19 protein-coding genes are annotated in these 24,718 nt (G+C 59.4%); 4 read left to right on the top strand and 15 right to left on the bottom strand.

Annotated elements, in window-relative coordinates; genetic code table 11:
- Window positions 1–46: 46 nt before the first annotated feature.
- A complete protein-coding gene (locus tag HBO10_RS16655) occupies window positions 47–568 on the bottom strand; it encodes a DUF3455 domain-containing protein (protein WP_034127670.1) in 522 nt (173 codons plus the stop codon).
- Between the two features lie 193 nt (window positions 569–761).
- Between HBO10_RS16655 and HBO10_RS16650 the strand changes: the two genes are divergently transcribed.
- Both HBO10_RS16650 and sfnG read left to right on the top strand, forming a co-directional pair.
- Window positions 762–1,547 (top strand): sulfite exporter TauE/SafE family protein, encoded by a 786-nt coding sequence (locus tag HBO10_RS16650; protein WP_034127669.1) that lies wholly within the window; start codon window positions 762–764, stop codon window positions 1,545–1,547.
- Between the two features lie 622 nt (window positions 1,548–2,169).
- Window positions 2,170–3,294 (top strand): dimethylsulfone monooxygenase SfnG, encoded by a 1,125-nt coding sequence (gene sfnG / locus HBO10_RS16645; protein ID WP_034127658.1) that lies wholly within the window; start codon window positions 2,170–2,172, stop codon window positions 3,292–3,294.
- 37 nt (window positions 3,295–3,331) lie between these two features.
- Here the strand turns inward: sfnG and map are convergent, their stop codons facing one another.
- Together map and HBO10_RS16635 are read right to left on the bottom strand one after the other, a co-directional pair.
- Complete coding sequence (map, locus tag HBO10_RS16640) at window positions 3,332–4,102, bottom strand: type I methionyl aminopeptidase (protein WP_034127657.1); 771 nt, start codon at window positions 4,100–4,102, stop codon at window positions 3,332–3,334.
- Window positions 4,102–4,302 carry a ParD-like family protein gene (locus HBO10_RS16635; RefSeq protein ID WP_003190946.1) on the bottom strand — a complete coding sequence of 67 codons (201 nt, stop codon included), beginning with the start codon at window positions 4,300–4,302 and terminating at the stop codon, window positions 4,102–4,104. Before HBO10_RS16635 ends, map begins: the two co-directional genes overlap by 1 nt.
- 369 nt (window positions 4,303–4,671) lie before the next feature.
- On the opposite strand from HBO10_RS16635, the gene HBO10_RS16630 reads away from it, so the two are divergent.
- Window positions 4,672–4,941: a DUF1652 domain-containing protein gene (locus HBO10_RS16630; RefSeq protein ID WP_034127656.1), complete on the top strand. Its 270-nt coding sequence runs from the start codon at window positions 4,672–4,674 to the stop codon at window positions 4,939–4,941.
- 70 nt (window positions 4,942–5,011) lie between these two features.
- On the opposite strand, the gene HBO10_RS16625 is transcribed toward HBO10_RS16630, so the two are convergent.
- From HBO10_RS16625 to HBO10_RS16570, 12 genes are all read right to left on the bottom strand, one after another.
- Window positions 5,012–7,612, bottom strand: coding sequence for an autotransporter outer membrane beta-barrel domain-containing protein (locus HBO10_RS16625; RefSeq protein ID WP_034127655.1), 2,601 nt, complete (start codon window positions 7,610–7,612; stop codon window positions 5,012–5,014).
- 143 nt (window positions 7,613–7,755) lie between these two features.
- Window positions 7,756–8,694, bottom strand: coding sequence for a carbohydrate kinase (locus HBO10_RS16620; protein ID WP_034127654.1), 939 nt, complete (start codon window positions 8,692–8,694; stop codon window positions 7,756–7,758).
- A gap of 12 nt (window positions 8,695–8,706) precedes the next feature.
- On the bottom strand, window positions 8,707–10,188 hold the full coding sequence (gene xylB / locus HBO10_RS16615; protein ID WP_034127653.1) for a xylulokinase: 1,482 nt from the start codon (window positions 10,186–10,188) through the stop codon (window positions 8,707–8,709).
- 138 nt (window positions 10,189–10,326) lie between these two features.
- A complete protein-coding gene (locus HBO10_RS16610) occupies window positions 10,327–11,808 on the bottom strand; it encodes a mannitol dehydrogenase family protein (protein WP_034127652.1) in 1,482 nt (493 codons plus the stop codon).
- An 18-nt stretch (window positions 11,809–11,826) separates the two neighbouring features.
- The gene (ugpC, locus tag HBO10_RS16605) at window positions 11,827–12,930 is read right to left on the bottom strand and encodes a sn-glycerol-3-phosphate ABC transporter ATP-binding protein UgpC (RefSeq protein ID WP_034127651.1); all 1,104 of its coding nucleotides are present in this window, start codon (window positions 12,928–12,930) and stop codon (window positions 11,827–11,829) included.
- 22 nt (window positions 12,931–12,952) lie between these two features.
- Window positions 12,953–13,783, bottom strand: a complete 831-nt coding sequence (locus tag HBO10_RS16600) for a carbohydrate ABC transporter permease (protein ID WP_005788583.1) — start codon at window positions 13,781–13,783, stop codon at window positions 12,953–12,955.
- A gap of 10 nt (window positions 13,784–13,793) precedes the next feature.
- Window positions 13,794–14,684: a sugar ABC transporter permease gene (locus HBO10_RS16595; RefSeq protein WP_034127650.1), complete on the bottom strand. Its 891-nt coding sequence runs from the start codon at window positions 14,682–14,684 to the stop codon at window positions 13,794–13,796.
- 176 nt (window positions 14,685–14,860) lie between these two features.
- A complete protein-coding gene (locus HBO10_RS16590; protein WP_034127649.1) occupies window positions 14,861–16,183 on the bottom strand; it encodes a sugar ABC transporter substrate-binding protein in 1,323 nt (440 codons plus the stop codon).
- 434 nt (window positions 16,184–16,617) lie between these two features.
- Window positions 16,618–17,052 (bottom strand): hypothetical protein, encoded by a 435-nt coding sequence (locus tag HBO10_RS16585; protein WP_034127648.1) that lies wholly within the window; start codon window positions 17,050–17,052, stop codon window positions 16,618–16,620.
- Window positions 17,053–17,198: 146 nt separating this feature from the next.
- A complete protein-coding gene (locus tag HBO10_RS16580) occupies window positions 17,199–21,377 on the bottom strand; it encodes a DUF6543 domain-containing protein (protein ID WP_169922036.1) in 4,179 nt (1,392 codons plus the stop codon).
- 330 nt (window positions 21,378–21,707) lie between these two features.
- Window positions 21,708–22,637: an AraC family transcriptional regulator gene (locus tag HBO10_RS16575; RefSeq protein ID WP_034127646.1), complete on the bottom strand. Its 930-nt coding sequence runs from the start codon at window positions 22,635–22,637 to the stop codon at window positions 21,708–21,710.
- Window positions 22,638–22,709: 72 nt separating this feature from the next.
- Window positions 22,710–23,999, bottom strand: a complete 1,290-nt coding sequence (locus HBO10_RS16570) for a glycosyltransferase (RefSeq protein ID WP_034127645.1) — start codon at window positions 23,997–23,999, stop codon at window positions 22,710–22,712.
- Window positions 24,000–24,158: 159 nt separating this feature from the next.
- Between HBO10_RS16570 and tpx the strand changes: the two genes are divergently transcribed.
- Window positions 24,159–24,659, top strand: coding sequence for a thiol peroxidase (tpx, locus tag HBO10_RS16565; RefSeq protein WP_003190967.1), 501 nt, complete (start codon window positions 24,159–24,161; stop codon window positions 24,657–24,659).
- Window positions 24,660–24,718: the final 59 nt, after the last annotated feature.

The raw sequence follows: 24,718 nt of genomic DNA, 5'->3' as shown, positions 1-24,718 counted from the left end.
GGCGCGAGGTTGCTCGCGCCTACCTGGCCAGCGTAGCTGAGTTTGCTCAGTTGGCGGCCCAGAAGATGTAGTCCGCCTGGTATTTCACCACTTCCTTGGCGCCTTTGTTCGCCGTGGTGCATGGCGTAGCGGGAGCGACTCCGCCTTTGAGCGCAACCCGCTGGATATACGCCACGCCACTCATCGCACCTTTTCCCTCGGCCGGGTTGGCCTTGACCAGTTGATAGGGCAGGTTACCGGGGCTCGACGGCGCCACGGCCAATTGCGTGCCGGTGATGGTCGAGCCGTCCTTGGCCTGCCACGTGGCAGGTGGGCCGAAGTAGGTGCCTACCTGCTGGCCATTACGGTCGTTCAACACGGCTTTGGGGCCGACGAAGGTCCACTCGGTCTGGCCGGCAGCATTGGCCTTGTCGCGGCATTCATAGGTGATTTCGCCGACCCCGGTGGTTTGCATCGCCACCTTGTGGCCATCGGGCACCTTGATGCTGTCCGGCAGGCCCGCCTGGGCAAACGCCGACGGTGCGGCGAGGAGCAAGCTGGACAGGCACAGCAGTGTTTTAGCGTTCATGGTGTTTCTCCATTGGGTAGAACAGCAGGGTTACGTTGATGACTACGGCCCAGGCCCGCCCATTGGATGCAGGGCTTTGCGAAAAAAGTGAAGATTTCCAAAAAAGCATAAACTCAGATCGCATCGGTATAAGTGGTTATAAGAAAAATCGCTATCCTGCGGCCAGAAATTTATAAGGCCTCGGGTAGCTGGAATGGATGTAGGTAATATTGGTTTCGTGGTTGCCGGCCTGATCGTGGGTTTTATCGTGGGCATGACGGGGGTGGGCGGCGGTTCGCTGATGACCCCGATCCTGCTGTGGTTTGGCATCAACCCAGCCACTGCGGTGGGCACCGACCTGCTGTACGCCGCGATCACCAAGTCCGGTGGTGTGCTGGTACACAGCAAGAACAAGAACATCGACTGGACCATCACCGGCTGGCTCACCCTGGGCAGCGTGCCGGCGGTGTTGCTGACGTTATGGTTCCTGGCCAGCCTGCACACCGACCCCAACGCGATGAACGCGGTGATCAAGCAGGCCCTTGGCGTGGTATTGCTGCTGACGGCCCTGGCGATCCTGTTCAAGAAAAGCCTGTTGGCCTTTGCCCAGCGTCATGCTGGCGATTCCTACCATCTGCGCCCGCGCAATCTGAATGCGCTCACTGTTGTGACAGGTGCGATCCTTGGCACCATGGTGGCCCTGACCTCGATCGGCGCCGGCGCCCTCGGCACGGTGGCGCTGTTTATCCTGTACCCGTTCCTGGCCACGCGGCGCCTGGTTGGCACCGAGATTGCCCATGCGGTGCCCCTGACATTAGTGGCGGGCCTGGGCCATGCCAGCATGGGGAACATGGACTGGCATCTGCTGGGCTTTTTGCTGATGGGGTCGCTGCCGGGGATCTACGTTGGCAGCCATATGACCGGCAGGATTCCCGACGGGGTACTGCGGCCGTGCCTGGCGGTGATGTTGATGGCGGTGGGTTATAAGTTGGCGTTCTGAGCACGTGGCCTGACACCCCACGCTCCAACTGTGGGAGCTGGCTTGCCTGCGATGACGGCCTCACAGTCAACACAGTTGGACCGTGTACATATCCATTCCTGCGGTAACGGCCTCTTAGGGTTCCGCCCTGACGGCGGGTCACTTTGGAAAAGCCCCAAAGTAACCAAAGGGCTCTTGCCCCACCACTCGGCACCTCGCTTGGGCTCGGTGTGCCCGTAATCCGCCAGTGATTTGGGGGGCCGCTGCCACGCGCCATCCATGGCGCGGGGCAGCTAAACCGGCATCCCTGCCGGTTTACCCCCCAAATCCCTGTCGAATTCCGGCCAGCGTGGTTTGATGGGGCGCCTAAGATCAAGATCAAAAGCAGAGCAAGAGCAAGAGCAAGATCAAGAGCAAGATCAAGATCAAGAGCGACTCGCTTCGCATCGTGGGTACGCTTGGTGCTGGTCGCAACTGTTGCTCCGGCAACAGCAGATCCACAAACTGCTGCGATCCCAGACACTGGCAAGCCATCGCTTCAATCCCCCTTTTTTTCCGCAACCCCCAGGCTACGGGCATTTGCCTGCCCCTGGCACGCTTGCTGCGTAAGCCCTTGTAAATCCCCTGTACGAGGTACCGTCCGATGAGTCAGCAAGCCGTGAAATTTGCCTATTGGGTGCCCAACGTCAGCGGTGGGTTGGTCGTCAGCAAGATTGAACAACGCACCCACTGGGGTATTGATTACAACCGCAAACTGGCGCAACTGGCGGAGGCGGCGGGCTTTGAATATGGCTTGACGCAAATTCGCTTCACCGCAGGCTACGGCGCCGAGAACCAGCATGAGTCTGTGGCGTTCAGCCATGCGTTGCTGGCGGCGACCACCACCCTCAAGGTCATCGCGGCGATCCTGCCCGGGCCGTGGCAACCGGCGTTGGCGGCCAAGCAATTGGCGACCATCGACCAACTGACCAATGGCCGTATTGCGGTCAATATTGTCAGTGGCTGGTTCAAGGGCGAGTTCCAGGCCATTGGCGAGCATTGGTTGGAGCATGATGAGCGCTATCGGCGTTCCGAAGAGTTTATCCGTGCTCTCAAAGGCATCTGGACCCAGGACGATTTCACCTTCAAGGGCGATTTCTATCGGTTCAACCAATACACCCTCAAGCCCAAACCCCTGGGCCAGCCGGAAATCTTCCAGGGTGGCAGTTCGCGGGCGGCTCGGGACATGGCGGCGCGGGTGTCGGATTGGTATTTCACCAATGGCAACACGCCTGAAGGGGTCAAGGCCCAGGTCGATGATATCCGCGCCAAGGCCGCTGCCAACCAGCATTCGGTGAAGGTGGGCGTGAACGCCTTCGTGATCGCCCGCGACACGGAGGAGGAGGCACGGGCGGTGCTGGCGCAGATTATCGACCAAGCCGACCCGGAGGCGGTCAACGCCTTTGGTGACGCGGCCAGGCAAGCGGGCAAGGCGTCGCCGGAGGGCGAGGGGAACTGGGCCAAGTCCAGCTTTGAGGACCTGGTGCAATACAACGATGGCTTCAAGACCAACCTGATTGGCACCCCGCAGCAGATCGCCGAGCGCATCGTGGCACTCAAGGCCGTGGGTGTGGACTTGGTGCTGGCAGGCTTTCTGCACTTCCAGGAAGAGGTGGAGTATTTCGGCAAACGTGTATTGCCGCTGGTGCGCGAGCTTGAAGCCAAGGCCGCTGTAGGAGCGAGCTCGCTCGCGAAAAACGTGAACGAAAAAGTGGGGAGCCTGGTTTAACGCGTAGTCCGGGAGGCCTTCGCGAGCAAGCTCGCTCCTACAGGGTGTGAAGGTATTGAGGGGTTTGCAAGGTCAACACCTCAAACCCATCCGCCGTCACCGCCACGGTATGTTCCCATTGCGCCGAGAGGCTGTTGTCCTTGGTGACCACCGTCCAGCCGTCTTTCAGGCTACGGGTTTTGGCGCTGCCCTGGTTAAGCATCGGTTCGATGGTAAACACCATGCCTTCGCGCAGTTCCAGGCCGGTGCCAGGCCGGCCGAAGTGCAGAATTTGCGGTTCTTCGTGCATTTGTCGGCCGATGCCGTGGCCGCAGTATTCGCGCACCACGCTGTAGCCGTTGGCTTGCGCATGGCTCTGGATAGCATGGCCGATATCGCCCAGACGCGCCCCGGGCTTGACCTGGCGTATACCGGCCCACATCGCCTCGAAGGTCATGTCCACCAGGCGCCTGGCCTTGGGCGTCACGTTGCCGATCATGTACATCTTGCTGGAGTCGGCAATGAAGCCGCCTTTTTCCAGGGTGATGTCGATGTTGATGATGTCGCCGTCCTTGAGCAATTGCTTGGCGCTGGGCATGCCGTGGCACACCACTTCGTTGATCGAGGTGTTGATGCAGAAGGGGTAGTCGTACTGCCCAAGGCTGGCAGGGCGGGCCTTGAGGTCATTGCGGATGAAGGCTTCGACGGCGCTGTCCAGCTCCAGGGTAGAGCGGCCGGCGGCGACGAAGCCGTCGAGCATGTCGAAGACTTGCGCCAACAGGCGCCCGGCTTCACGCATTACGACCAACTGTGCGGGAGTCTTGATCATCAGCTGCGCCCTCGGATCAGGTCGGGTTTGTCCAGCAACAGCTTGTTGATCAGCTCGTTGTAGGGCAGGTGCGGGTTGAGTTCGGCGAGCAGGCCGATCTTGATCCAGAACTCGGCCTGGGCGTTGATGGAGCGGTCCATGGCGGCGCTGGCCAGGCGCAGTTGTTCGTGCAGCTGATCGGTGATCTTGACGATGCCCATAAGGTTCACTGTGTTTAATTGATATACGAATCGTATATGTTTCGTATGTTTATCGCAAACCGCCTTCGGCGGAACGGTGATGGGTTGATTGGTTGCGATATGTTGCCGAAAAAAGGATTTCCACATAAACGCCGGTCCCCACGCTGCGGGTTAAACGTTTAATCGATGTAGTTCGACGATGATGCCAAACAGGTTGTTTTCTTTAATATGAGCAAGCGGCTTGCTTATGAGGAAAGGTTACAACCACCACAGTTTTTGCCGAGTAGGCTTACTGATTGAAAGCGTCTTCCAGGGTTGGCAAGACGTGGCAGGCAAGTGCCTGTCGGATACATATAACTGTTGGCAGTCTCAAAAAAGGAGAGGTTAGCCATGCTTTCAGAACTAGAGCTTCGCAGCATCATTGAAGGGAGTTTCCTGCCTAAACGGTGCGAATGCACCAAAGCCGAAGATGCCTCGTTGACGATCAAGGTCTACGACGACCGCGACCGGGACCGGGTGGATTTGGAAGTCAAAGGTATACACCCTGACAAGCTCGACAGCAGTCGAGCGATTTGCAACCTGATCACCGGGTTGCGTGAGGACCTCAAGCAAAGCCACGCACCTGTACTGCAACGAGCCGGCGCGCGCGGTTATCACTAGCGGATGCTTGAGTGTAAGTTGACCCCATGGGCCTGGTAGTTGCCAGGCCCAATGTTGACATCCTTCCTGTTTACCAGCGCACTCTTACGCCGAGATTGCCACTGACACCCTCAAAGTTGTTGTCGTCCAGTTGGGTGCCATAGTTACCCTCCATATAAACGCTGAACGCGGATGACAATTGAGCCACAACACCGACACCAATATCAGCCGTGGAGGACTTGTGATCGCTCTTGATCCGGTCCACCTTGTCGAACGTCACCGTGTCGCTACCGCCGAAGGTGTGCCAGACATTCGCCCGTAGGTACGGCTCCACGGGTGTGTTGCTGACCAGATAGCGGCCCTTGAGGCGTGCGCCGATGCGGCCGGTCCAATACTCTTGGGAGTCGAAAGAGACCTTGGAAATGCCATCGTGCTGACTGTCCAGATCGATCTTCTGGCCGATGACTTGGGCCTGAGGTTCCATCTCCCAATGCTCGGACAGCCTGAACGGGTAGCCGGCCTCGGCGGATAACGCCAAGGCGTGGCCCTTGGTATCCATCTTCACCCCTCGGTCGGACTTGTTGTCGCCATCCAGGCGGGTACCCATGGCCACCAGGTCGACGTACCAGCCGGTCGGATCGGTGAGTGTCCAGTAAGCGCCGAAGTTGTCGCCGTCGAGTTTGACCCGCCCGGAGCGATGGTTCTGCCAGCCCATTGCAAAGCCCTTCACGTCGCCGCGCAGGCGGCTCTGGCCGATAAAGAGGCCAAGGCGTTGCGTCTGCCCGCCGCTGGTTTCGGCGGCGTAAAGGTCATGGCCAACCTGATAGCCCTTGACTGTGCCGTCAAAACTCGGCGCCACGGTGCCCGACCAGCTTTTGTTGAAATCACTGCCATAGGCACGGCCCCAACCTGCCGGCACTGCACCGGTCTCGCTCAGCAGGCTTTGCTCGCCCTGGCGTTCATGGAAGGTGCCCAGAGCCTGCAACGTCATCAGTTGCGCTGCGGGGATGTCTACGGAGTAGACCGGAACTTCCAGGCGATACAGTGGAATCGGCGCGGCACCCGCCACGGCGGTGGGAAGCACAGGGTTACTCGCCGCCGATTGCGGCGACGTGGCCGCGGCGACTTGGCTGGGCGGTGGCGCGGCAGGCTCGATCGGGGGCTGCGGTTGCGCAGTGGGTGGTTCCACAGAAGGTTCATCCGAATCCACTACAGGTGGAGTGGCGGGTATCGGCGGCACCGGCACCACCACGGGCGGTGTCGGCGGTACGGGTGGGACCGCAGGCGGTTGTACGGCCACCACCGAGGAACGAAGGAACCAGCTGTTTTCTGTATTGGCGGTGGTGCCGCCCTTGAACAGCAGGTATTCATAAGCTCCGGCGGAGACCGAGCCCTTCAAGGCGAACGCATCGTTGGTGCTGACGGCGCCGTTGAGTGCCTGGACCACTTCGACACCGTTGTTCTGGGTCAGCCCGCCGATACCGCCGAGGTTGTTGACGCTCAATTGGGTGTGACCGCTGATGTTGCCGTCGGACACTACCAGCTTGTCGGTGGCAGAGTTTTCGTCGCCCAGTACGGTCTGCAGGTGCAACTGGCCGTTGTTGCCCACGTAGTTGCCATGCACCGTCAATACGCTGGTCGCGCTGTTGTCGGTGGTCATGTCGACAGTGCCGGCGTTATTGAGCGTCGCCAGTTGCCCGGCGGTGTAGGGGCGGATGCTGCCTTGGGTCACGGCCAGGGTACTGCTGCCGTCGATGTTGAACGTGCCGGTATTGCTGCCACTGTCACCGAGGAAAAAATCCCCGGCCAGGTCCAGGCGTGAGTGGTTGGTGAGGTTGACGGTCTCCCAGCCGATATAGCGGGCCGCGGTGCTGGATGTCGTTGTGTCGAAGGTCAATTCATCGTTGCCCAGGCCACCATCGACGGAGGGTGTGGTGGCCAGCAGGCTTTCATTCAAGCCGCGCAGCAGGGCGGTGTCGTCACCATCGCCCATCAACACCGAGGACTTGATCTGCCCACCGTCAAGCCACCGGAAAGTGTCGTTGCCGACGCTGGCACGGATCTCACCACTGATCACGCCGCCACTCACGGTAATGCTGTCGTCACCACCGCTGGTGCTGATATTGCCGCCGATGCTGCCAGCGGAAATGATGATGGTGTCAGTATCAAAACCGGTGACAAGGTTGCCCAGGATGGCGCCTCCGGACATGTCATAAAGGTTCTTGTCCAGCTTCATATTCACTCGGCCAATGGTGCCACCGCTCTGGTAGGCCACATCGCCGTCCTCAAAGGCATCGACGATGGTGCCTCCCTCCATCCTGAAGGTGTCGAGCCCATCGCCCTGGAACAGCGCCTGTATTTGCCCTCCGAGCATGACGAAGTCATCGATGCCAGCCCCTTGTTGCACCGCGCCGGTGATCTGCCCGGACTCTATGCGCACCGTATCCACGCCAGGGCCAAAGGTGACATTACCGTTGATGGTGCCGGTGCCGCCTGCGGGGAGGGTCAGATGGTTATCCCCGGAAAGGTCGGTAAGGCCGGGACTGCTGCCGCTGTCGCACGTATAGGTATCGTTACCGGTTCCCGGGGTGAGAACGCAGGCGGCATGAGAGGGTTGAGGGATCATGTACTGCAGTGAGATGAGGCCGACAGCTAAAACGGCCCGGGTCGAGAAACCACTGGGCTTTTGCATGGGTGTGTCCTGGGTTTGTTGTAATAACTGCTCCTGTTTTTGGGTTTAGCACAGTTTTCCAGTAGCGCAATTTTTTATGCATGGCGCGCAGGCCACGGAATACGTGGCCTGCGTGATGGCACTTTGAGTTTTGGCCGCTCAGCTCAAGCCAGTTGGTGACGATAGGGCAGGTCTGGGCCGGTCTTGCCGCAGGTCAGTGCGGCAGCCCGAATCGCGAAGCCCAGCATGGCGTCGATCTGCTCGCGACTGAGGCTTTGCAGCCCCTCAACCGAATCCAACTGCTGTTCCGTGAGCCACGCAATCAGCGCCGCCTGGAAGGTATCACCAGCGCCCACCGTATCGGCCATCACCACCTTGACCGCAGGTTGCGACCAGGTGCCATGTTGGCGGCTGAACACCGATGCACCGTCGCCACCACGGGTGAGGAACACCAGTTGGCAGCGGTGGTGTAGCCAACCTTGCAGCACGCTTTCCGGTGTCTGGTCGGGGTAGAGCAGGTGCAGGTCTTCGTCGCTGACCTTGATCAGGTCGGCGTGTTGCACCAGCTCTGCGACGCGTGCGCGCCACAGGTGAATATCGGGCTGCGGGTTAAGGCGCACGTTGGGGTCGAGGCTGATCAAGCGCTTGCCGCTTTCACGCTTGACCAGGCTGAGCAGTGTGTCACCAATCGGTTGCACCACCAGCGAAAATGAGCCCACATGCAGCCCGCGAATCTTGTCGCCCAAAGGTGGCAAGTGGGTCAGTTGCAATTGCCGGTCGGCACACCCTTCGCCGCGAAAGCTGTACTGCGGCGAGCCATTGGCGCCCACGGCTACCATCGCCAGGGTGGTCGGCGCGTCGAACTCAACCAGAAAGCGTTCGCTGATACCTTCGTCTTTCAGTACTCGCTGCAAGCGCCGTCCAAGGTAATCGGTGGACAGGCCGGCGAAGAACCCCGACTCGATCCCCAGGCGGCGCAAACCCACCGCGACGTTGAACGGCGAGCCACCGGCAATCGCCTTGTAATTGAGCTTGGCGGCCTGCCCGCTGGCATCCTCCTCGCTGAAGAAATCAAACAGCGCTTCACCACACACCAGATACATAGTTGCTCGCTCTTAAAGGGTTGCCACGTGCTGTTGATAACGCTGATACGCCTGTTGATAGGCACTGACATTGGCGGCCACGGGTAAGGTGCGGCTGGCCGGGTCAATGCTCACGCATTTGTCGCACAGGCTGGCCAGCGGTTCGCCGCTCTGGCACCACGCCGCCTGGATCGCCGCGCCCAGGGCGGCGGCCTCGCTCTGTTCGGTACACACCACTTCGGTGTGCATGATATCGGCGACCATCTGCCGCCACAGCGGGCTTTTCGAGCCGCCACCGATCAGGCGGATGCTCTGGCTTTGCAGGCCGGTCTGGCGCAGCAGGTCCAGGCCATAACGCAGGCCGAAGGTGGTGCCTTCGACCACCGCGCGGCACAGGTTGGCGCGGGTCAGGTTGGTCATGGTCAGGCCCTGCAGGCTGCCGGTGGCGTGGGGCAGGGCGGGTACGCGTTCGCCGTTGAGGAACGGCAGCATGCTTACGCCATCGGCGCCGATTGGCGCTTGTTCGACCAGGGCGTTGAAGGTGTCGAGGTCCAGTTCGAACAGCTCGCGAATCACCCCGGTGGCGTTAGTCAGGTTCATGGTGCAGATCAGCGGCAGCCAACCGCCGCTGGAGGAGCAGAAGGTCGCCACCGAGGCTTGGGGGCTGATGTTTGGCTGGTCGGCAAAGGCATACACGGTGCCCGACGAGCCCAGGCTCATGGTGATCACGCCGGGGGCGATATTGCCGGTGCCAATGGCGCCCATCATATTGTCACCGCCACCACTGGACACCACCGCGTCGGGGTTGATGCCCAGGCGCTCGGCAATGGCCGGCAGGATCGTGCCCACCGCTTGGTCGGCCTCGATCAGTGTCGGCAAAGCGGCTTGCAGGCGGCCACTGGGGTCGATGTGCTGGAGCAACGCCACATCCCATTCCCGGCGGCGCACGTTGAAGTAACCGGTACCCGACGCATCGCCATACTCGGCGCAGGCGCGGCCGGTGAGCCAGTAGTTGAGGTAGTCGTGGGGCAGCAGGATATGGGCAATGCGCGCGAAGACGTCCGGGTGCTGTTCACGGGTCCAGAGCAGCTTGGACACCGTGTAGCCTGGTGCGATGGCCACGCCCAGGCGCTCCAGAGAGCCGCGTTCGCCGCCCAGATGGTGCAGCAGCCGGTCGTTCTCTGGCGTGGTTTCGGTGTCGCACCACAGCTTGGCCGGGCGCAGCACTTGGCCTTGATCATCCAGCAACACCAGGCCGTGTTGCTGGCCGGATACGCCGATGCCGAGGATGTCCTGGCCATCCACGCCGGCCTGTTGCAGGGCGCGATGGGTGGCCGCGGTGAAGGCGTCCAGCCATTCCTGGGTGTGTTGTTCACGACGGCCATTGGCGCCGCTGATCAAGGTGTGCGCCGCGGCGCCCAGGCCCAGCACCTTGCCGCTGGACGCATCGAGGACGATGGCCTTGGTGCCCTGGGTGCCGCAGTCGATGCCGAGGTAGAGGTTTTGCTGGGTCATGATGGAGTGCTCAGCAGTCTTATTGTTGGATTGAAAATACGGTCAATGTGGGAGCTGGCTTGCCTGCGATAGCGGTCTGGCAGTCACCGCAGGGTTGACTGGACCACCGCTATCGCAGGCAAGCCAGCTCCCACATGTTTAATCCGCTTCGTTCAGGAGGTTTTGCAGTGTGGCGGTGACGCCTTTGTCGCGCAGGCTTTCATAGCAACGCTGGAACGCTGCCACAAACGCCGCCGACTTGGGAATAGCCGTGCCAAAAATCTCTTCCACCCCCAGCAACCGCTGGCTGATCAGCGCGTCATCGCTCACCAGCTCCTGGCAGAACGCTGCCCGTGGGTCCGGGATGCTGTAGCGCGCGCCGTTTTCATCCACGCCTTTCAAATACAGCGCCCAGGCCGCCACCACCAGGGCGGCACGGTCCGTGTCGCGGCCGTCGGCAATCAGGCGGTTGATGGTCGGCACGGTGAACTTGGGAAACTTCGATGAACCATCGGAGCATACGCGCTCCAACTGGTCGGCAATCGCCTGGTTGGAAAAGCGATCCACCAGGGTCTGCTTGTATTCGGTCAGGTCGATACCAGGTACCGGCGCCAGGTTCGGCGTGACATCCAGGTCCATGTAGGCGCGCATATACGCCACGAACAGGGGGTCGTTCATGGTCTCGTGAACGAACCGGTAGCCCTTGAGGAACCCCAGGTACGTGAGGGCCAGGTGGCTGCCGTTGAGCAGGCCGATCTTCATTTCTTCATAAGGCGTGACGTCATCGGTGAACTGCACGCCGACCTTTTCCCAGGCCGGGCGGCCGTTGACGAATTTGTCTTCCAGCACCCACTGCACAAACGGCTCGCACACCACCGGCCAGGCATCGTCGATCCCGTGCTGGTCGTGCAGTTGCAGGCGGTGGGCGGTGCTGGTCATTGGCGTGATGCGGTCAACCATGGCATTCGGGAAGCTCACGTTGGCCTTGATCCAGTCATGCAGGCCCGCGTCGTGCAGGGCGGCGAAGGCCAGCAAGGCCTTGCGGGTGACGGCGCCGTTGTGAGGCAAATTATCGCAGGACATCACCGTAAAGGCCGGGGTGCCAGCGGCGCGGCGCTGGGTCAGCGCAGCGCAGATAAAGCCGAACACGGTTTTCGGTGCCCTCGGGTGCGCCAGGTCATGCTGGATCTGCGGCAGGTGGGCCATGAACTCGCCGTTGCTGTCGTCGATGCAGTAACCGCCTTCGGTGATGGTCAGCGAGACGATGCGGATCTGGGGGCTGGCAAGTTTATCGATCAGTGCCTGGGCGCCGTCTTCGGCCAGCAGCATGTCGCTGATCGAGCCGATCACGCGCACTTGCGTGTCGTCGGTGTCGCCCAGTTCATACAGGGTGAACAAATAATCCTGGCCGGCCAGGTCATCGCGGGCCTTGCGGTCTTCACTGCGCAGGCCGACGCCGCAGATGCCCCAGCCCAGGCCCTCGCCGGTGTTCATCAGGGCATCGGTGTAGAACGCCTGGTGCGCACGGTGGAAACCGCCGACGCCGATGTGCGCGATGCCCTGGCGGGTGTCGGCAAGCGCGTAGGTCGGCACCTGCACTTCGGGCGCCAGTTGGGTAAGGTTGGTTTTATTCAATTTCATCTGGAAATACTCACGGAATCAGGCGGCAGCGCGCAGTGGACGGGCCACGGCTACGCCATCGGTGTCGAACAGATGGCAGTGCGCCGGGTCCAGGTGCAACTGCAGCGTTTCGCCGTATTGGCTGGCCATGTCGCCACGGATACGCATGGTCAGCGGTTCGCCGTTGCGGGTGATGACGTGGCAGAAGGTGTCGCTGCCCAGGCGCTCGCCGACGTCAGCGGTCACGGTCAGGGTGGTTTGCCCTGGCGCGGCGATTTCCAGATGTTCCGGGCGAATGCCCAGGGTTACCGCGCTGCCCACGCTCAGGGCGCCGCCGCTCAACGGCAGGCTGATCAGGGTGCCGGCGTCCAGTTGCACCTCGCAGCCTTGGCTGTCGACGCGGGTGACCTGGCCCTTGAGGAAACCCATCTTCGGCGTGCCGAGAAAACCGGCCACAAACAGGTTGGCTGGCTGGTGGTACAGCTCCAGCGGCGAGCCGACCTGTTCGATGCGCCCACTGTTGAGCACCACCACCTTGTCGGCCAGGGTCATGGCTTCGACCTGGTCGTGGGTCACGTAGATCATGGTCGCTTGCAGTTCTTTATGCAGGCGCGCCAGCTCCAGGCGCATCTGCACGCGCAGCGCCGCGTCGAGGTTGGACAGCGGTTCGTCGAACAGGAAGATCTTCGGGTTACGCACAATCGCTCGGCCAATCGCCACGCGCTGGCGCTGGCCACCCGAGAGTTGCTTGGGCTTGCGCTCCAGCAAAGGCCCCAGCTCAAGGATGCGTGCCGCTTCGCTGACTTTGCTCTCGACCAGCTTCTTGTCGACACCCGCCAGGTCCAGGGCAAACGACATGTTCTTGCGCACGCTCATGTGCGGGTACAGCGCGTAGGTCTGGAACACCATGGCCAGGTCGCGCTTGGCCGGGGTGACTTCGGTGATGTCGCGGCCATCGAGTTCGATGGTGCCGTCGCTGACCTCTTCCAGGCCGGCGATCAGGCGCAGCAGGGTGGATTTGCCACAGCCCGACGGGCCGACGAACACCACGAATTCCTTGTCGTTCACTTCCAGGTCGATGCCCTTGATGATGGAAAAACCTTCGAAGCCTTTTTGCAGATTCTTGATTTTCAGGTTGGCCATGATGGGCCTCCTTTTCGAATTATTATTTGACGGCGCCAAAGGACAAACCGCGTACCAACTGCTTCTGGCTGATCCAGCCAAAGATCAGGATCGGCGCGCAGGCCAGGGTCGAGACGGCGGACAGCTTGGCCCAGAACAAGCCTTCGGGGCTGGAGTAGGAGGCGATCAAGGCGGTCAACGGCGCGGCGCTGGAGGAGGTCAGGTTCAGCGACCAGAACGCCTCGTTCCAACACAGGATCAACGACAGCAGTACCGTGGACGCCAGGCCACCCTTGGCGATTGGCAGCAGCACGCGCACCATTTCCTGCCACAGGGTGGCGCCGTCCAGGCGGGCGGCTTCGAGGATGTCCTTGGGGATGTCCTTGAAGTAGGTGTACACCATCCACACCACAATCGGCAGGTTGATCAGGGTGTAGATGATGATCAGCGCAATGCGCGTATCCAACAGGCCAAAGCTCTTGGCCAGCAGGTAGATCGGCATCAGTACGCCCACCGGCGGCAGCATCTTGGTGGACAGCATCCACAGCAGCGTGCCCTTGGTGCGCTGGGTTTCGTAGAACGCCATGGAGTAGGCGGCCGGTACCGAAATCAGCAGGCACAGGGCGGTGGCGCTGAACGAAATCACCACCGAGTTCCAGGCGTAGGCAAAGTAGTTGCTGCGCTCGTTGATGTGCAGGTAGTTCTCCAGTGTCGGCGTGAAGATGAACTGCGGCGGCGTGGCGAACGCGTCGATTTCGGTCTTGAAGCTGGTCAGCACCATCCAGAAGATCGGAAAGAAAATCAGGATCGCGATGGCCCAGGCCAATGTGCCGAGCAACAGGCTCTGCAGGCGACGGGATTGTTGAAGCGTCATGGCGCGGCCCTCAAGGCTTGTCAGTCAGGTTTTTGCCGATCATCCGCACCAGGATGATCGCCGCGATATTGGCGATGACCACGGCAATCAAGCCGCCGGCGGAGGCCATGCCCACGTCGAACTGCACCAGCGCCTGGTTGTAGATCAGGTAGGCGAGGTTGGTCGAGGCGTAGCCGGGGCCACCGTTGGTGGTGGTGAAGATTTCGGCGAATACCGAGAGCAGGAAGATGGTTTCGATCATCACCACCACGGCAATCGGGCGGGCCAGGTGGGGCAGGGTCAGGTGCCAGAAAATCGCAATGGCGCCGGCACCGTCCAGGCGTGCCGCTTCCTTTTGCTCTTGGTCTAGCGACTGCATCGCGGTCATCAGCAGCAGGATCGCAAAGGGCAGCCATTGCCACGACACAATGATGATGATCGACAGCAGCGGGTAATGCGCCAGCCAGTCCACCGGTTCGGCGCCGAAGAACTTCCACACGGCGGCGAGAATCCCCGACACCGGGTGGAAAATCAGGTTCTTCCAGATCAACGCGCCGACGGTGGGCATGATGAAGAACGGCGAAATCAGCATCACCCTCACGATGCCGCGCCCCAGGAACTCACTGGCCTCCAGCAACGCACTGATCAACACGCCGAACACCACGCTGATCAGCAATACGCTGCCTACCAGCAATAGGGTATTGGTGGCGCCAGGCAGGAACCCCGAGTCGGTGATGAAGTAGCTGAAGTTTTCCAGCCCCACGAACTGGTTTTCGCCGGGGTAGAGCAGGTTGTAGCGGATCAGCGAAAAGTACAGGGTCATGCCCAGCGGCACGATCATCCACAGCAGCAGCAAGGCCACCGAGGGGCTGACGAGAAACCAGCCGGGGTTGGCCAGGCGGTTTTTTGGAGGTGTATTCATGGTGATCAGAACCAGTCAGATGCCTACAGAATCTGCGTCGGAGCGCGGTCACTGTGGGAGCTGGCTTGCCTGCGATGGCGTTACCTCGGTGTTACGGATAGACCGAGTTGTTTGCATCGCAGGCAAGCCAGCGCCCACAAAAGCCCTGCTCCTGTATTTGCGGGGGTGAAGCTGGGTTACTTGGGGTAACCAGCCCGCTTCATTTCCCGCTCGGTGGTGGTCTGCGCGGCGGTCAATGCAGCCTCGACGGTCTGCTGACCGGTCAACGCGCCCGAGAAGAACTTGCCCACCTGGGTACCAATCGCCTGGAATTCAGGAATGGTCACCAACTGGATACCGATATACGGCACCGGTTTTTCGGTCGGCTTGGTGGGGTCGGCCACTTTCAGCGATTCCAGCGTCACCTTGGCGAACGGTGCGGCCTTCATGTACTCCTCGCTGTAGGTCGAGGTGCGTGTGCCCGGTGGTACGTTGGCGATGCCATCGGTCTTGGCCACAAGTTGGCCGTATTCCTTGGAGGTGGCCCAACTGGTGAATACCTTGGCGGCATCCTTGGCTTTGGAGCTGGTCGGGATCGCCAGGCTCCAGGAATACAGCCATGACGTGCCCTTGTCGGTCTTCTCGTGGGGCGCAAACGTGAAGCCGACATGCTCGGCGACCTTGCTCTGGCTCTTGTCGGTAACAAACGAGCCCGCCACGCTGGCATCCACCCAGATCGCGCACTTGCCGCTGTTGAACAGTGCCAGGTTCTCGTTGAAGCCGTTGCTGGAAGCACCCGGCGGGCCGGATTTCTTCATGTTGTCGACGTAGAAGTTCAGCGCGTTCTTCCACTCGGGGCCGTTGAATTCCGGCTGCCACTTCTCATCGAACCAGCGCGCGCCGAAGCCGTTGGCCAGTGTGGTGATCAGCGCCATGTTCTCACCCCAACCAGCTTTGCCGCGCAGGCACAGGCCATATTGCTCTTTGGACTTGTCGGTGAGCTTGGCGGCGAATTCGCCGATCTGGCTCCAGGTCGGGTGCTCAGGCATGTTCAGCCCGGCGTCCTTGAACAGGTCGGTGCGGTAATAGGTGATCGAACTTTCGGCGTAGAACGGCAGGGCATACAAGGAGCCTTTGACGGACAAACCGTCGCGCACCGAAGGGAACACGTCATCAAGGTCATAGGAAGCCGGCAGGTCTTTCATCGGCTCCAGCCAACCCTTGGCGCCCCACAGTGCGGCTTCGTACATGCCGATGGTCAATACATCAAACTGCCCGCCCTGGGTAGCGATGTCGGTAGTCAGCCGTTGGCGCAACACGTTTTCTTCGAGCACCACCCAGTTCAGCTTGATCTCCGGGTGCTCGGCCTCGAAGGTTTTCGAGAGCTTCTGCATGCGGATCATGTCGCTGTTGTTGACGGTGGCAATGGTCAGGGTTTGCGCGCCAAGGCTGACGGCGCTGAGGGTCATGCATGCAGTCATGCAAGAACAGGCAAGCAGAGTTTTTACTGTGAACTTCATCGCGCACTCCATTTCCGCGCCCAGGGGGCTACAGAAGGACGGTTATTGTTGTTGTGTCTTCCTACAAGGAGTCAGGAAGAGTGTGCGTTGATTACAGCCTTCAAAAGCGGCGGTGACAAATCCTTGGGAGCACTGGGACTGATACTTTTTTGCACTGAGAATCTTCGAGCGCGGATCAGGCACCCGAAGAGGTGTAATGCCTATTTGCTATTTATAGGCACTCCCCAGCCAAACGGCTGACGATGTATCCGATACAAAGCCTTCCAGCACAGGCCCATAACCTGCCTGTGCTTTCGCGTCATAGGCATACCAGCTACCGTTCTGGCATACCGCATTGAGTTCGACCGGCTCGTTGGCTCCGGAGCGCAGAATGCCTTGCGCCATATTGGCCTGCTGAGCAAATTGCTCGCCCAGTTTGCGTGGTGAACAGACCGTCAGGGGTGTATGGGTGCTTTAGTGGTTTTTTTTCGAACGGGCCCCAGCACGCTGATGCTCTCGATCACCATTTTCCGGTTGGAGTCAAATTTGAAGCTTACCCACACCTCGCCAGTCGCCGTGGACCTGATGTAGAACCGATAAAGGCTTGGCTTTTCGACTGATATGTCGTTGAGCCGTCCTGTTCCCTCCGGATGAGCGGCGATGAGTGTTTCACCGGCTTGTTCGCCGCGCAGCCTGATGACCACTTCAACGTCGGCGGCCCCGGTCAGCGCTTTGCCCCAGTCTCTATTGACCGATGTCGAGAACCAGCGACTTTGTTTGTCGTAATTGTCGATATGTATCTGGCCTTCGCCGGTCCAGCCGAAGGTCTCTCCGGGTATTTCAAAGCGGCTGAACTCATTGATTGCACGAGGGGTGGCTGTTTTCTTCATGACGGGGCTCCAACGGACTATCCACGGAGCCAGAGTTCACAATCGCCGTGATGCAGGGAACTGTCACATCTACCAGTTCAGACGAGTGGGCGCCTGCTCAAGCCAGGCTCTGCTCAGTCACCCGGTGCGCCGCCCTGCGCGCGGGCTCATAACCTTAAAGCTCGCGAGCTGGCGGAGGCGGGGGGAGTAAAGATTTTCCACTCATGGTCATGGGGGCGACGTGGGTTGGGGAGCTTTTCCAAAATCCAGTACCTGTCCTTCATGACTTCGAATTGTGTGACAGTACCGACGGGGGCCTTCACGGGAACGTTCAAGCGTTTGGATAACTCTTCAGCGAAACCTGTACTGCCGGATTTACTACTGATCATTCTGATTTGGGTAGCGCTGGTTTTTTCCAGCATGGGCGCGATCAGTCCAGCGAACGCTTCGGGTGAATAAGACTGCGCATTTTTCAAGTTGCTTTTGAAGGTCACTCCACCTTTGTCGCCATGCCCAATGATGTTTAATCGGATTTCATTACTGCCCGCTGGTCGATCCAGGAAGTACTCATACTGGCCGTCTTCAGAGGGGGTAAAGGCAATACTGTTTTTAATTTTTTCAGGCTCGGGTAGTTCCTTGAAATCCTTGTACTCACCCAGGGCGTTGAGTTCTTTCGAGCGGCTTTGAATTTCGGCAGGGGCCGCACTTGTTCGTTTCTTGGACGAGCCGAAGCGCTTGGGCCGGTAATCGACTTCGATCTCCTCCCAAAGAGGTTCTTTAATAGTGCCCCAGTTAACATTTACTTTTTTGCCACTCTGTTTTTCCACGTGGGTAAACATATCAACGTCTTTCAGTTGTTTGTTTAACTCCATCTCTGCCAATTCGATAATGTCGGCTTTAGAAAATCTTGGGTACTTTGCCTTGTATTTTGCAAGGGCAGTTTTGTAGATATCCCCAGGGTCTATGCCCGTACCAGATGTGTAACCCACGTCCACCGGGCCTTCATAACCTTTGACCGGCACGCCGGTCAGCGCGTGCAGTTGTGATGCCAGTGAGTTATCACCGCCCTTGGCGGAGTAACAGACCAGCAAACGCACTTCCGGGTAATTCCTGATGTCAATGCCACGGGCGAAAAGCTCATTATTGATGTCTTCAGCCGTAAAGACTTTGTCATTCTCCCCGACAATCAGCGCTCCTTGCTCACCTTCAGGCTTGGCCGCGTGACCGATGATATTCAAGCGTTTAACTTCCTCACCTTTACGATTGTAAGTATCTACATTGGTCTGGATCTCACCGTCCACAGGTGTGATCTTTTCCAGCGGGCCTCCCATTCGAAAGCGTTGTGGCGGCGGGGTAAGGCGTGCATCGCCGTCGATCAATACGCTGGTGTTGGTTGCCGGCCTGTTTGAGGTGACGGCTGAAGGCTCCGACCATGAGCGCTCCTTGAACTGGGCGAGCAACGTCGTCAGGTTGACCAGCAGGTCCGTCAGGGCCGCCTCTTTATTTTGCGCGCCATCATCGAGCAGGGCGCCCAGGTCATTGATTATGCCCTGGGACTGCATCATCAAGCCGAGCATGGCACCGGGCCCGCGCAATACTGGCAGGACAGAATTGAGCAACAGGAAACCGCCTTCCTTGAGGCTCGCCCAGCGGCTTTGTGCGTCGGCTGTCGATTGCTGTCCGGCCAGCGTGATCAAGTTGCGGGCGTTGGCTTCGTACAGGTGGTCCATCAATGTTCCCGCCTGCAGCGTCTGTTGCAGGCGGGTATCCATGGCCAAGGGAATAGTTTTGTTCATCGGGACAGAGCCCAGGTTTAAACCGAATATCACCAGGTTTGGATGTTTGAAACCGTTGCCACTGTAGGTGTTGCGGGTCTGTTCGTCAGGCAACCAGGCGAGGATGTCGTTTTGCAGCTTGCCTTTGTTCTGTATGGCTTCCAGCAGCGCCTGGCGGGTTGGAAACTGCATCAACGACGCATCGCCCATCAGGGGGCGGTACAGGATGTGCGGGCCGTTCGTGCTGTCCTTGGGTTCGATCAGATAGGCGCCTTCGACCACATCGGTTTTCCCATTGGCCCGGTTATCGAACGCCAGCGGTCGGATCACGATTTCCTGGCCATCAACGATCCTGGGGCCAGGGCCTGGCTTGAATAGCTCCTGGACGTAGCGAAAACCCGTGGTGTTGAAACCGAACTCTGCCTTGATGCTCAGTTCCAGCGCCTTGAACTGCAGCTCCAGCGGTACTTGCTGAGCGAACAGTGCCTGGCGCCGGGCTTTTTCGGTTTGGTCCTCAAGCAGTTTTTTCCTCAGCAAGTCAGGGTAGGTTTTGCCGATATCAAGGTCGTCGACCAACTGCTTGAGTACGCCTTCTTTCTCTAGTTCCGGCACCCTGACTTTGAAGTCAGAGCCTTTATACTTGAGCCCTGTATTGTAAAAGACCTCAATCTGGCCGCTGGGTAATCCTGACAAGTTATTGAGGAGAATGTCTGTCAGGCTCATGGTCTGGCGGACGATTTCCCCGGCGGTACCCTGTGCCCCATAAGCGACTTTGAAGACCACCTCGAGTTTAGCCGCGGGGTGCGCCGTGAGTTTTTTGCTTCTGGGCAAAAAGTCGAATTGCTGCTGGGCGAACGTGTGGATCTCCTTGATATCGCTGTTGTAGCTGCGGCCTTCGTTCAGTTGGTTGAAACTGGCCAGTCCCAGGCTGAGTTCATGCATGATGAAACGCTCGGCCTCGCCTGCGTTGCTCATCCAGTCGGGCAGTGTGGGCGGCTCCTGCACCGAACTGTCCGGGCCACGTGGGGAGGCAGGGGAAATCAGACTGCTGCCGAGATGCCGATTGATGAGGACGTCGGCCTGGCCATCGAACAGATTGCCGGTCATCTCTTCCGTTGAACCGCCCAGGCTTTCGAGCTCATCCCAACTGTTGAAGGGAGTGATTTTGCCGTTGGGCTCCACCAGCAGCAGGATGTCGCGATTGGCTTGCGCCAGGTAGCGATGAACCACCATGTTCGGTGCGGAGTCGGCCAGGCTGTAGACGGTGGCGCCCGATGAGTTGGGGTCAAGTGGGGCGGGGCGCGTGGCGCCTTCGGGATGCCTCACGACCATGTCGATGGTCTTGCGCTGTTCATCATCCAGGCCGGATTGTTTCAGGCTGGCCAGTTGCAGGTTACTTTTCAGAATGCGGCTGACCAACGTCCGGTGACTGCCGCTGAAAACGGCACCGGTATCAATGCCCGTGTTGAACGCAGGTTTGGCCCAGTACTCACGCAAATTTGCCTCATAGGCCTGGTTCAGTCGGTTCGGCAGCGCACCCATGACGCCGCTCAGAGCTGAAAAGTCGAGGTCTAGCGGAGTGTCGGCAGCGGTGCCCGTGCGTGCCAGTCGATCGGGACGCGTGTCAAACGCCCTGGCGGAATCGAGGAAGTCTGGGGCGTCACCGCCAGTCAGGTAGTCGAAGGCAAGTGCCATCAATTGTGTGCGCTTGGGTTTGGAGGGATTGTCCGGATCGGGCGTTTCAATGGCAATCTGGTTGATGTCGAAATCCAGCCCTGGAGAGGCTTCCTTCAGCCTGTCGCTGAGCACTCGAGCGACCACCGAGTAAACGTTAGGCTCACCGGCAAACTGGCGACGGGCAATATCTGCGACGGGGTCAGTGGTGGCGCTCGAGGTTCCGATCGGTGTGGTGGCCGGTTCTGCGCTGCCGGGCGGCGCCGGCGGCTGCACGACGTCCGGGCGTTGTGCCTGGGGGAACTTGCCAGGCTCAAGCATGACCTGCAGCGCAAGGTTCTGTATGGCTTCATCCCGCATATGCCTGACGTGCTGAACGTCCTGTCGGTGGGGCCGCGCAGCATTGCCTTCAGGAGCAAGTAGCGATGGGAATGTCTTGATATCCTGCAACACCCGGATTTGCTCGAGTGCCTCGGCCTTCGTCGTCGGAACCCTCATGGCGTAAAAAGCACCGACGGCATGGGTGGTGGCGGTGTGTTCGCCGATATACACAATCGGGACGTTGTTCGTAGAGAGTTTGCGCACAACCTCGAAGACGTTGACAGCGGCTTCCTCGAAGCCATCGTCGTATTTGGAAAAACTGCTGCGTTTGCCGTTAATGGTGCCATCCAGAAATCCGGAAGGCGTTAGTTTCAGGTTTGAAATGTTGATGTTGTTATTCTTCGCAAACGTCGCGAACGGCTCGTTTTTGAGTGTGTGTGTCAGCTGTGACCAAAGCTGCCCGAATGTTGAGTGAGTTGGAATGTCATGGACTGTGCCGAAGGAAGACGGCATGTAACGGCTGGTAGCGTGTACATTGACCTCCTCCATCAGGGCGGTGGCGAGTTTATCTGCCATGTCCGCGTCAGCCTGACTCACCAACGGCTCGGCTGTGTTTCGGCCTTCCAGGGTCACTACACCGGCCGATGGGCTGCGTGGGGTCCGAATCAGGCTGGTTTGTGCGCCCACTGTTGCAGGGGATGGAGGCAAATTTCGGGGCGGGGTGGGTAAGGGCGAGTGCGATGCAATAATGCTCATGGGGGCCTCATGGGTACGATAAGAAAGCGCGTGGTCAGCAACTGACTTGTAGCTTTTTGGTCATACACAGGGAGGCGTTCCGCCCCAGCTATTGCGGGATGTGATCGGGACAGGCGTGAGAGCGTTCGCCAGATGGCCAGCTTGCGGTTTTTAACTGAAGTGCGAGGTGTCTACAGGCATCAGGTTCTGCTCCGTCAACCGCTGCATCGCCAACCGTCGATAGTGGGAAGGGGTCATGCCCTTGAGTTGCTGAAAGCGCCGGTTGAAGTTGGAGATATTGTTGAAGCCTGACTCAAAGCACACATCCGTGACGGCCTTGTCACCGTCCGCGAGTAATTCGCAGGACTTGCTGATGCGCAGCCGGTTGACGAATTCGATAAAGGTGCGACCGGTCGCCTGCTTGAACACCCGCGAGAAGTAGGTCGGCTTCATCCCCAGGTATTGCGCCACTTCTTCCAGCGGCAGCTCGCGGGCGTAATGTGCAAAGATGTAATCCACTGCCCGGTTGGTGCGGTCTATGCTGTGCTCGTCGGCCAATTGCGGCGTGGTTACGCCGGAGAGCAATTGGTAGTCCTCGCACACGCTCAACACGTCCAGCAAGATAAAAAACTGCCCCAGGCGCGCCATGCCCTTGGCGTCCTCGATGTGTTGCATCAAGGTCATGGCCTGGGTGATGGTTTTTTTGCAGCGAAATTCGATGCCGTACTGCGCGCGCTCCAGCAGAGGTGCGAGGTTCTTGAGTTCAGCAAAAATATGGCTGCCGCTCTCGAACAGGTCATCGGTGAAGTTCACCAGCATGTCACGCTTGGGCACCACTTCGTCTTCTTCCACCTGGCTGATCCAGTTATGGGGCAGGTTGGGGCCGGTGAGGAACAGGCTTTCGGGGTAGAAGTTGCCGATGTAGTCACCGATAAACACCTTGCCGGAGCTGGCGACGATCAGGTGCAGCTCATATTCCTTGTGGAAGTGCCAGCGCACCAGCGGGCAGGGGAAGCCGTGTTGGCGATAGATGATGGACAGGCCGTTGTGGTCGTCCATCAACTCGTAGGAAGGGTCAGTAATGCGCGTTGCTCGGGTCATGCTGCCGTCGCTTTATTGTGATCGCTGCGTAGGATAATGCCCCGTCACGCACGTCCTCGCCAGCAGCAGTGTTTACAGGGTGCGGTTTTTCGCCTCGATCCACTGGGACATGTATTGGGTACTTTTATGCGCGTGGTGGCGCAGCATGCTGCCGGTGAAGTTGTCCCGGCGATGGGCAGCGAGGTCGCGGCGACAGCGTTCCAGGCATTCCACCAAGGCGGGCCTGTGGATGTCCTGGTCATAGCGCCGGGCCAGCAGTTGGCGCCCGTGTTCCTGGGCTCGGGTCCAGCGCTCACGGTCCTGATAAAGGGCCACGGCAGCGGCAGCCAGGGCCGGGGCATCCTGTGCAATCACGCCGGGCCAGGGCTGGTCATCGCCCATGGCCTCGGCGCCGATTGGGGTCGTGACACTGGGCGTGCCGCACAGCATGGCGTCGACCAACTTGCCCTTGATGCCCGCGCCAAAGCGCAACGGTGCCAGGCAGATGCGCGCGGCGGTCATGACTTGCAGCGCATCTTCGGCCCAGTTCATTACATGGAAACCCTGGGCCTGATTGTGCAGGGCGGTGGCCTTGGGTGGGGTGTAGGCGCCGTAGATATGCAATTGGGCGCCTGGCAGTTGTTGGCGGATCAGTGGCCACAGGCGGTGCTTCATCCACAGCACTGCATCCCAATTGGGCGCGTGGCGGAAGTTACCGATGCTGAGGAAATGCGCACGGTCTTCAAAGGGCGCAAATGCGTCGGTGGGCGGTTGCAGCATCAAGGGGCACCAGTGGAGCAGGGCGGCAGGCACCTTGAACTGTTCGGTGAGCAGGCGGATTTCCACGTCGGAGATCATCAAGCTAATGTCACAGCGGTAAATGGCGGCGATTTCGCGTTTGGCCAGGTCGGTGTCGGCCATGCGTTGGAACTCGTCTTCCAGCGCCGGCGCGAACAGGGCGCTGAAGTCGTCGCTGTCGGGTTGGGCTTTCACCTGCTCTTTGAGCCGCTGGTGACGGGCGTCGCGCAGGCTTTGCAGGTCGGAGGTTTCCAGCACGCGCAGGGCGTCGGGGCAGCATTGTTCTACGCGCCAGCCGAATTGCTCCTCCATCATGAAACGGTCGAACAGCACGATATCCGGGGCCAGTTCGCGAATAAAGTCGTCGAAACTGCTGTTATTCAGTTCGATGGTGCGTTCGGCGATCCCGAGTGCCGGCAAGTCGGCCTTGTGCTCGCCAATGGTGGCCGGGCTGCTGAAGGTAATGTCCCAACCTTGCGTAAGAAAGCTCTCAAGGATTTGCATCATATGCCCGCCCGCGGCCGAGGAGCGGGGCTCCGGCCAGACGTAACCAATGACCAGGACTTTGGTGACAGGCTGATTCATCGGCAAAGGTTTCCTTGAAGGACGGGCGAAAAGCGCGCAATTAAACCACAACCTGACGACATGACAATTTGTGTCTGGCGGTAGGTAGCGTCGGCACTTTGTGGTTAACTTCCGCCTCTCGAATTTGTTTAACCAAAAACCAGCATAAGGATTCCGTTCATGGCTCAAGTCACCCTTAAAGGCAACCCGGTCCAGGTTGAAGGCGAACTGCCGAAAGTCGGCGCCAAAGCTGCAGACTTCACCCTGACCGCCGGCGACCTGTCCAACGCCACCCTGGCTACCTTTGCCGGCAAGCGCAAAGTGCTGAACATCTTCCCAAGCGTTGATACCCCAACCTGCGCCACTTCCGTGCGCAAGTTCAATGCCCAGGCCAACGATGTGGCCAACACCGTGGTCCTGTGCATCTCCTCCGACCTGCCATTCGCCCAAGCGCGTTTCTGTGGCTCCGAAGGCCTGGAAAACGTTAAGAACCTGTCGGATTTCCGCAATGCCGACTTCGCCGTTGACTATGGTGTTTCCATCGCTGACGGCCCGCTGCAGGGCCTTACCGCTCGCGCTGTCGTGGTGCTGGATGAAAACGACAACGTGCTGCACAGCGAGTTGGTCAAGGAAATTGCTGAGGAGCCAAACTACGACGCCGCCCTGGCTGTGTTGAAGTAACTGTTTCTACGTATGACTGTCGTTTGGCAGTAACACGTATGATGCATGATTGCGGCCTG

The organism is Pseudomonas sp. WS 5503, from assembly GCF_012985385.1.
In the GTDB taxonomy this organism is placed as follows: domain Bacteria; phylum Pseudomonadota; class Gammaproteobacteria; order Pseudomonadales; family Pseudomonadaceae; genus Aquipseudomonas; species Aquipseudomonas paracarnis.
This window is presented reverse-complemented; position numbering and strand designations above follow the sequence as displayed.